The organism is Tritonibacter sp. SIMBA_163, from assembly GCF_046535935.1.
GTDB lineage: Bacteria > Pseudomonadota > Alphaproteobacteria > Rhodobacterales > Rhodobacteraceae > Epibacterium > Epibacterium scottomollicae.
In genome coordinates this window covers 1-268 of record NZ_JAWJBP010000513.1, presented here as the reverse complement: position 1 = coordinate 268, position 268 = coordinate 1, and the positions used below count along the sequence as shown (strand labels likewise).

Annotated in this window: 1 protein-coding gene; it reads left to right on the top strand. The window is 49.3% G+C overall.

The window, feature by feature from the left end:
* Positions 1-268, top strand: a 268-nt coding sequence (locus R0J92_RS23340) for a FecR domain-containing protein (RefSeq protein ID WP_411053428.1), incomplete at both ends; no start/stop codon positions are given.

Sequence of the window (268 nt, the reverse complement as noted above, 5' to 3'; positions counted from 1 at the left end):
CCGCATCGAAGGTAACAGATTTAGGAATATATCTGGATTGGAGCAGGGGGAGACTAACCTTCCGGGACAGCCCGGTTAACGAAGTAGAGCAACGCTTAGAGCGCTGGTTTAACCTCGATATCACTATAGCCGAGGATATTACGCGTCAAAACCGGCTGTTAACCGGTTCCTTTAAGGATGTACCGTTATCGAATGTGTTACACTCGATCGCCCTGTCGCTCGATATGGAGTACCGTCGGGAGGGGCGTACAGTCATTTTTGAGAATAG